Genomic DNA, 8,170 nt, shown 5'->3' on the forward strand with positions numbered 1-8,170 from the left:
TTGCAAAAAAGGCGCTATCGGTGAAGCTGCCGATCTCCCCCCAAGTGGGGGAGATGCCCGGCAGGGCAGAGGGGGGCGCGACAGAACGCTACTTTTGCTGCTGTGCGCCCCTTTTGTGCTCCTACTTCGTCTCGCCAAGCCTTTCAGCCTTATCGAGATTGTCCTTGCCGATGACGATCGGCGTCAGCAGCACGAGCTTTTCCTTGGGCTCGGTCTTGTCCTTGGCATAGGCGACGGCGATCTGCACCGCGGTGCGCGACTGCTCGCCGGGGAACTGTTCGACCGTGCCGGCCAGCTTGCCGTCGCGCACGGCGACCAGCGCTTCGGGGAGCGCATCGAAGCCGTAGATCTTGACGTCGGTGAAGTTGCGCGCCGCACAGGCTTCAACCGCGCCAAGCGCCATGTCGTCGTTGGCGCAGATGATCGCGTCGGGCTTGCCGTTGGCGGCAAGGCCGGCTTCGGTGACGGAGAGCGCCTCGGCGCGGGCGAAGTTGGCGGTCTGCTCGAAGATGATCTGGTATTTGTCCTTCAGCGGATCGAGAACATTGTGCACGCCCTTGTTGCGGTCGATCGCAGGCCCAGCACCTGGCTGGCCCTGCAGATGGAAGATTTTGGCGCCGTTCGGGAACGCCGCCACCATGGCCTGCGCCTCGGCCTCGCCGCCCTTGACATTGTCGGCGCCGACATGGGCGAGGATGCCTTCGACGCCGTCGACGCGGCGGTCGATGGTGACGACGGGAATGCCGGCCTGCACCGCCTGCTCGATGGCCGGGGCCAGCGCGTTGACGTCGAGCGGCGAGATGACGATGGCGTCGACCTTCTGCACAAGCGCCGCCTCGATATCGGCAGTCTGCTTGGGTGCCGAATTCTGGCCATCGCTCTCGGTCAGATTGACGCCTTGTGCCTGCGCCTCCGCCTTGATCTGGTTCAGCATGTGAACGAAGAACGGAAAGCCGAGGCTCGGCACCGAACCAAGAATGGTCAGTTTGTCCTGGGCGAATGCCGGTTGCGGAGCGGCCAGCGCCAATGTGCTCATCGCCACGGACGACAGCAGGAATTCACGTCTGTTCATCAATTTAGTCTCCTCCACCATGAGCGCACGACCCCGAAAACCGGAATGGGTCTCCGGCAGGTTCATGCGTCGATCTAGAAATGGAGTGTCCTTTGAGCGCCCAAGGGGACGCAACGGCGCTCCAGCCGGTCCACCGCGACGTTCTCCTCCGCTCGGTGCCTGCGGGCGGATGCTAGCCAAGGCCGTAGGTTTGCGCAAGAACAGTAGGAGTCGCGTCATGCGCCAATGCCGGTGCCGCTCATGGTGTTGTCGGCATTTGCGCATCCGGCATTTGCGCGTCATCCCATCCAGCCAACTCGAGACCGGACCGTATCCGCTCCCGATCTTCCGAGCGCATCATGTGAAGGTCCGCCATGATTGCCTGTTCGGTCAGGCCGGGATTTAGGCGGCGGCCTTCCCTGGTGCAGGCCCTTGCCTTGTCGATATTGCCGTCAAGCGCGTGACAGGCAGCCAGCCGCGCCCATTGCCAGGCACTCTTTCGCGGAAGGCAGGAAAAAGACGCCGCCGCTTCCGGGTAGCGACCAAGGACAAGCAGGGCCTCACCCCGGTCGTAATAATACCAGGCGGGATGCATCGGATTGAGTTGGATCGCCTGGTCCAGCAGCATCAGGCCGGTCTCGCCATGACCGCGTATGACCTCGAAAAAGCCCGTCTGGGCCAACGTGTCGGCGTCGTAGGGATTAAGATCCAATGCGCGCGCGAAATGGCGTGCGGCGGCGTCGAATTCGGCCAGGTAGATAAGGATCAAGGCCAGGATGCGGTGGCAACGTGCCTCGTCCGGGCTGAGTGCCGTGGCGTGCAGGGCACGGTCCCGCGCCTGATCAAGCAAGGCGCGAGGCGCGCCGCCATAGCCGCCTATGATCATGTCCGCTAAGGCGAGATAGGCGTGAGCGAGCCCCGAATCCGGATCGCGTTCGAGCGCCTTCAGCAAATGTTCGCGGGCCTGCTGGTTGACGCCCTCGCCATAGCTGCGCAGAAGCGCCATGCCGCGCAGGATGTGGACATAGGCTTCGACGTTGGCGGCGGGCGCCGGGGATGTGCGCCGCATGGCAGCGCTCTCGATATTAGCGACCAGCGCGGTCGCAATCCGTTGCGCCACCATCCTTTGAAAGACGAAGATATCGCTGGTCCTGAACGAAAACGTCTGCGCCCATATGCGCCGGCCGGACGCTGTCTCGGACAGGACGACGTGCGTGCTGTAGCCGCCGTCGGCGCTCTCGACGCTGCCTTCCGCAACATAGTCGGCGCCGAGGCGCTCGGCGGTCGCCCAGATGTCCTGGTCGGAATGTTCGGCAAGCGCGAAGGCCGAATGGCGTGCCAGCACCGCGATGGTCTTGAAGTAGGAAAGCGCGTTGATGATCTCCTCGACCGCGCCGTCGAAGAGCGGCTTTGCCGTCGCATCGTCCAGGTTGACGCGAAACGGCAGGATGGCGACCATCGGCTCGGGCGCGCGTTCAATCTGAACCGCAGCCGTGGCCGGCGGCAGCGAAGCGGACAGACCGTCGTCGGCAGCCTGGAACATGTAGCCGCGCCGGGGCACGGTGCGAACCAGCGACTGCGTCTCGTCGCCTATGCATTTGCGCACATCGCGAATGCATTGCGTGAGCGAATCTTCTGTCACGATGGTGCTGGGCCAGACCGCCTGTAACAGTTCGTCCTTGCTCAGCACTCGGCCGGGATTGCGCACCAGGAAGGCCAGCAGGTCGAAGGTCTTTGGCCGCACCGGCACGATCTCGCCGTCACGCCGCAATGTGCCGCGGTCGAGATCGAGAACCGAGCTGCCGACCTGGTGTGCCAAGCTCCTGCACCACCGCTGCGCCTGATTGCGCAGCGATCATCGGAGCCGCATAAGCCTGTAAAGGTCAAGCCCGAAAGATGCCGGAAAGGCGCTGCCACAGGCGCGGCCTCGTTTCTGCAGGAATCGTTTTGGCAGGGATCATGGCTGTCTCACTCGGCGTCAGCAGGTCGAGATAGTGCAGCATCTGAGCCGTTTCGCCGCCACAGAATTCAACGTTGCCCGTCGACAGGATCCGGTGCACCGCTTCCCGTGCCAGAGCCGACGGGAGGAATGGTTCCTCAACCTTCGCATGCATGTTCGATCTCCAGGGTTGGTGCCGGCAAGGGCGTGCCGGATTGCAGTGATCCGAGGTAGGCGGCGACCTTGCCCTGCAGCCGCCATAGCGTGGCGTCGCGGATGTTGCGGGCTTCGAGCTGAACGACGGTGCGGCGCAGATAGTCGGCGCAGCTTCCGATGTGGCCGGCGGCGAGCGACAGGATTTCCACCGTGGTCTGCTCGTTAAGGCCTGCGGCATAGGCGGGGCCATTCCGGTCGGCGACGAAGGCGATGGCCCGAAAATTCCCAGCCGCGCCTCGAACCGAGATCCAGCGCGGAATGTTGGTCGGCGGGTTGGCGCTCATCTCACGGCGCAGCAGCCGGTCGATTGCCGCGTCGATATCAAGGTCGGGGAGACGGTAGACGACACCGCGGCAGCTGCCGCCACGGTCGAGCGCAAGCATCAGCCCGGGCCGCTCGCGCGTGCCGCGCCAGCGGGTCAGCCACAGCGAAAATCGCCGATGCCAGCCATGCACGGTCGCCGGTCGCTCCTCGACGAATTCGAAGCATGGGTTCCACAGCAGCGAGCCATAGGCGAACACCCAAACGTCACGCGGGCGTCCCGCAAGCAGCTGCGTGCGAATGTCGGCATAGTCGCGATCCTCCAGATTGCGCAGTCCGGGCGCCGAGCCGGCGTCTTCGATCTTGCGATCGATCCTGGCGAGGAGGTCTTCTGTCAGGGCGATTGTCATGGCCGCTCATCGGGTTTGTCTCCCGAGAGAGCATCGCCGCGACATGGCCTCCGCGTCCTGAACGGATGCTGATATTGTGCTGAAATCGAATGGAGCGCAGCGGCTGGTCGGAGCGGCGTGCGAGAAGCTTTCGGCTTCGAAGCGCGACATCACAATCGGCCAGATGCGGTGTTTAGGGTTCTCCATTTGTAGTATCCTGCGTCGGCAGCAGTTGAACCCGTCTCTCCGTCCGGTGGCAGGAAATTTGCCATGAACCGCATCGCGACGTCTTCGCCGGCTCTATCCGACCGCGAGCGCGCGGTCGCGGAGAAGTTTGCCGCCGGCCTGACCTATCGCGAGATCGGCGAGGCGCTGTTCATCGCCCCCTCGACCGTCCGCACCCATCTCGCCTCGATCTATGAAAAACTTGGCGTCCGCAACAAAGTTGCTCTCGCATCGTATTTTGCCGGCGCCACCAGCGCGCAGCCGGCTCCGTCCTTGTCCGACGCCTCGCCGGTGCTCGCCATATTCCCGATCGAATGTCTGAATTCCGAAGAGCGCTGGCAGCGCTTTGCCGACGGTCTGTCGTCGGACATCACCATCGACCTGGCGCGATACGCGGGCTTGCCGGTCATCGCTTTCCACACGATGAAATCGCTGGGCAGCAAGCCGGCCGACTTCGCGGCGGACGGCAAGGCGCTGGGCGCCACCTATCTCGTGTCGGGCCAGTTGCGCGCCGAAGAGCGGCGGGTTCGGTTGACGATAGAGCTTGCCGATGCGGAGAACGGCGTCAGCCTTTGGAGCGAGCGCTACGACCGTCCGGTCGAGGACGTTTTCAAGCTGCAGGACAGCCTGACGGAAGGCGTCATCAATGTCCTTGCTGGCTGTTTTGGGGCGATCGCCACGGTGGGCCGCAATGCGGTCCGCCGCAAGCCGCCGGCCAGCCTGCGGGCCTACGACTTTTATCTGCTTGGCGTCGAACAGCACAACATGTTCAGCCGCGCCGGCAATGTCGAGGCAATCCGCCTGCTTTCACGAGCGCTGGAGCTTGACCCAACTCTGGTCAGGGCCTGGACCGAGCTTGCCTATGCCTATTCCATCGAGGCCTGCAACGGCTTTGGCGACGATGTGCCGGGCTCAATCGAGAACTGGCGGGCGGCGGTCGAAAACGCCTTGCGGCTCGACCCGACGGACAGCGCCGCCCACACCTGCCTTGGCGATCTCAAGGGATGTCTCGGCGACTTTGAGGGGGCAGAGCGCGCGTATCAGCGTGGCTTCGAATACGGCTCCAATCATGCCGACACGCTGGCGCTGCTGGCCGGCAGCAAGGCCCTGGTCGCCGGCGATCCGGCCGAGGCGATCCCGCTCATCGAGCGCGCCATGCGCCTCAATCCACTGGCCCCGCCCTGGTATTTCGGTATGCAAGGCCGCATCCTGTTCGTCGCCGGCAGGCATCGCGAAGCCATCGCAGCGCTCCGCAGGAGTTCGCCGGATTCTCCGAACGTGCTGATGTTTTTGGCGCTGGCGCACGCAGCCGTGAGCGAGACCGGCGAGGCGGCCAGGATTGCAGCCCGCTTGAAAGCTGAATTCCCGGACTTTTCGGTCGAACGCTTCATCGCAGCCTATCCCGTGACAAACCCGCATGCCGTGCAAGCCATACGCGACGCCGCAAAGCTGGCAAGGCTCGGTTGAGGCCTTGCCGAGGAGTCCGCGACTACGCATTGCCCCGATAATCTCTCAATCTGCGACCGCCGGCCTACTGATTTCGGATTTGTCGGTCGTCAGCGACAGCAAGGTGATTGATGCAAATACGACCGCAGCGCCGACTGCTCCGACCGGCGACAGCCGCTCGCCCAGAAATATTGCCGCACCAATCGCTCCAAATACGCTCTCCGCGCTGACGATCACGGCGGCATGGCTGGCCGACGTGAAGCGTTGAGCGATCGTCTGGATGCCGAAGGCGGCACCGGTCGAGAAGATGCCGAGCACGGCGAGTTCCGGACCTGCATCGCTGACGGCGGCCAGCGACAAATTACCCTGAAGAGCGCCGAACGGCAGAGTGATCACGGCGGCGCCCAGGAATTGCGCGGCAGCCGTCGCGACCGGCGCGCCGTGGGTCTGCATGTGGCGGCCAAGCTCCACCATCCAAAGCGCGTAGCACGCGGCCGAAAGTATCGCAGCGAGATCGCCCTGGCTGAAGCTGGCGGTCAAGCCTCCGGACAGCAGCAGGACACCGACCAATGTCATGGCAGCCGCAAGCCCGCCGACAGCATTCGGACGCTCGCCAATCAGGAACCAGGCCGCGAGCGGTGTCATCACCGTTGCCGTGCTCACCAGGAAGCTGGCATTGGTAACCGAGGTGTCGAGATAGGAGATCTGCTGGACGATGATGGAAATCGAAAACAGAACGCTGACTTTGGTGAGGCTCATCCAATAGCCAGGCCCGAATTTCCTTCCCCATTCGAGCATCGTCAGCGGCGCGACCATGAGCCCCGCGATCAGGCAGCGCATGCCCACGGCGCTGAGCGGATCGAGATGATCCAGCACAGTCTTCTGCGCAACATTGCCGAAGCCCCAAAAGGCAGCAGCAAGCAGAAGCAGACAGTTGGCCTGCGCCCTCGACATATCAATGTCTCGACAAAGCTTGCGCCGCAAAGGGCGGATCGCAAGTCGGTTGATGGAAAGCCGATGCGAGCGTCACACTGCGTCTCGGCGGTTCCCGGCGTGCGAAGCCAGCGCGCGCTCGGCTCGCCCGTCCTGGAGCAGCAGCAGGTCGGCCTTTGCCCATAGCAGGTAGCAGACGAGCAATGTCAGCGGCGCAGCAACGAGCGTCGAGGAAGCGCCCGACCACACCGGCGGCAAGGCACCGCCGATCCCCGCCGCTGCCGCTACCATCGCCGGCAGGCGGCTGGCCAGAACGGCGCTGCGGAACGGGTCGGGCCAGGTGGCTTGCCAGCCGGGCAACGGCCTGCCGGCAGCGAAAGCGCTGCCAAACTTGCCGAGTGCATGCAGCAGGCCCGAGGTCGCCGCAAGCACAGGCTCACCGAACAGGAACAGGGCGATGCCAAGCCCGATCGCCCCGACCCCCGACAGCACGTCGCCAAGGCGGTTCAGGGACGCGTCGGGGCTCGGCTTTCCAGCCCAGGCGCGGCAGTAGATTTCGCCGCTGTAGAAGAAGACCAGCGTGGCCAGTGTCAGTGCCATGGCGGCGATGCTGCCGGCGAAATAATCGAGGAGCGCGGCAGAGCCACTCAGGCCGGGACCTCGCGGCACGGCGACGATCTGGACCGTGACACCCGTCACCAGCCCGAGCGCATTGCCGAGATTGTAATATCCGCCGGGACCGGCCATGCGTGAGCGGATTGCCGCGGTAAGCCGCGGCAGAGCCCGCACCGTCCGATACCAATCGAGGATAGCGCTTTTCGGCCGCAGCTTCGGTAACGGTTTTTCGTCGAGTATCGACGGTTCGAAGGACAGGACATCGGCCAGCGCCGAGGCGTTGCGCCGGCAGGCTGGCGTGCCGTCCAAATGGTACAGCGCATGGTCCAGGCGGAGTGGCGCATGGTCGTCTTCGAGCCTCATCAAATCCCCCTCATGAGTTACGACGTCCAGTGGGTGGTGGGATGGTTTGCTGCCCGCCCGACGCGTTTTGCCTGAGGTGTCGCCTGGGCTGTCCGGCGGCAGCATCGGGAAGGTTCATGGACGCTCGTTGACAGCCCACGGCGCTGAGCGGATCGTGATGATCCGGCACGGTCTTCTGCTCAACATTGCCGAAAGCTTGCGCCGCAAAGGGCGGATCGCTGGTTGCTAGCGGGCGGCGAGCTTATCCAACCGTTTGCAATACGGGCGGGCGCCGACGGGGACGATCTCATAGCCGGCGTCGTTCAACTGGAGCTTCATCTCCTCGAAATGCCGCTTTGAGCCGCTGACGATCGATTCAGGCGTGTAGTCCCAGCCGTTGCGGGCGGCATTGGCCAGGATGTCGGCATAGAGGCGCATGCTCGTGATTTTCACATCCGATTCCAGCACCTGCCTGCATCCTCTTGCGAACGACGGCGACTGGGCGGCGGAAAGACTCAAGATCGTGCATGCCAGCACTATGGAAACAGGACGCATGGAAACCTCCCCTGATTGCAGCTTGTTGCTGCAAGCGATCGTGCAATTTGTGCGCCTGCGGCGGGATCGGGCAGATGCAGTATTCGACCTCCTGCATTTGTAGTATTCTGTCCTGGGGCGGTTTCCATCATGACGGTCAATGACGCTTCGAAAGCGCAGACGCTCGATGCCTTGTCGGGCCGCGAGCGCGCGGTCGCG

At 63.8% G+C, this 8,170-nt stretch carries 8 protein-coding genes; 1 reads left to right on the plus strand and 7 read right to left on the minus strand.

Annotation, left to right across the window (positions count from 1 at the left end; genetic code table 11):
• Positions 1 to 121 precede the first annotated feature (121 nt).
• From EN885_RS12305 to EN885_RS12320, 4 genes are all read right to left on the minus strand, one after another.
• Complete coding sequence (locus EN885_RS12305; protein ID WP_126105695.1) at positions 122 to 1,072, minus strand: substrate-binding domain-containing protein; 951 nt, start codon at positions 1,070 to 1,072, stop codon at positions 122 to 124.
• Positions 1,073 to 1,310: 238 nt separating this feature from the next.
• Positions 1,311 to 2,870, minus strand: a complete 1,560-nt coding sequence (locus EN885_RS12310; protein ID WP_164897829.1) for a winged helix-turn-helix domain-containing protein — start codon at positions 2,868 to 2,870, stop codon at positions 1,311 to 1,313.
• A gap of 64 nt (positions 2,871 to 2,934) precedes the next feature.
• Positions 2,935 to 3,165 carry a hypothetical protein gene (locus tag EN885_RS12315; RefSeq protein ID WP_095482758.1) on the minus strand — a complete coding sequence of 77 codons (231 nt, stop codon included), beginning with the start codon at positions 3,163 to 3,165 and terminating at the stop codon, positions 2,935 to 2,937.
• Positions 3,149 to 3,877: a gamma-glutamylcyclotransferase gene (locus EN885_RS12320; protein ID WP_095482757.1), complete on the minus strand. Its 729-nt coding sequence runs from the start codon at positions 3,875 to 3,877 to the stop codon at positions 3,149 to 3,151. The genes EN885_RS12315 and EN885_RS12320 overlap by 17 nt, the downstream gene beginning before the upstream one ends.
• Positions 3,878 to 4,126: 249 nt before the next feature.
• Here EN885_RS12320 and EN885_RS12325 point away from each other — a divergent pair, with 249 nt between their 5' ends.
• On the plus strand, positions 4,127 to 5,548 hold the full coding sequence (locus tag EN885_RS12325; protein WP_095482756.1) for a LuxR C-terminal-related transcriptional regulator: 1,422 nt from the start codon (positions 4,127 to 4,129) through the stop codon (positions 5,546 to 5,548).
• A gap of 45 nt (positions 5,549 to 5,593) precedes the next feature.
• Here the strand turns inward: EN885_RS12325 and EN885_RS12330 are convergent, their stop codons facing one another.
• From EN885_RS12330 to EN885_RS33855, 3 genes are all read right to left on the minus strand, one after another.
• The gene (locus tag EN885_RS12330) at positions 5,594 to 6,481 is read right to left on the minus strand and encodes a DMT family transporter (RefSeq protein WP_126105698.1); all 888 of its coding nucleotides are present in this window, start codon (positions 6,479 to 6,481) and stop codon (positions 5,594 to 5,596) included.
• 72 nt (positions 6,482 to 6,553) lie between these two features.
• The gene (locus EN885_RS12335) at positions 6,554 to 7,438 is read right to left on the minus strand and encodes a hypothetical protein (protein ID WP_245493070.1); all 885 of its coding nucleotides are present in this window, start codon (positions 7,436 to 7,438) and stop codon (positions 6,554 to 6,556) included.
• 225 nt (positions 7,439 to 7,663) lie between these two features.
• Positions 7,664 to 8,170, minus strand: a 507-nt coding sequence (locus EN885_RS33855) for a hypothetical protein (RefSeq protein ID WP_206616821.1), incomplete at its 5' end; no start/stop codon positions are given.

This window comes from Mesorhizobium sp. M6A.T.Cr.TU.014.01.1.1, from assembly GCF_004022765.1.
In the GTDB taxonomy this organism is placed as follows: Bacteria; Pseudomonadota; Alphaproteobacteria; order Rhizobiales; family Rhizobiaceae; genus Mesorhizobium; species Mesorhizobium mediterraneum.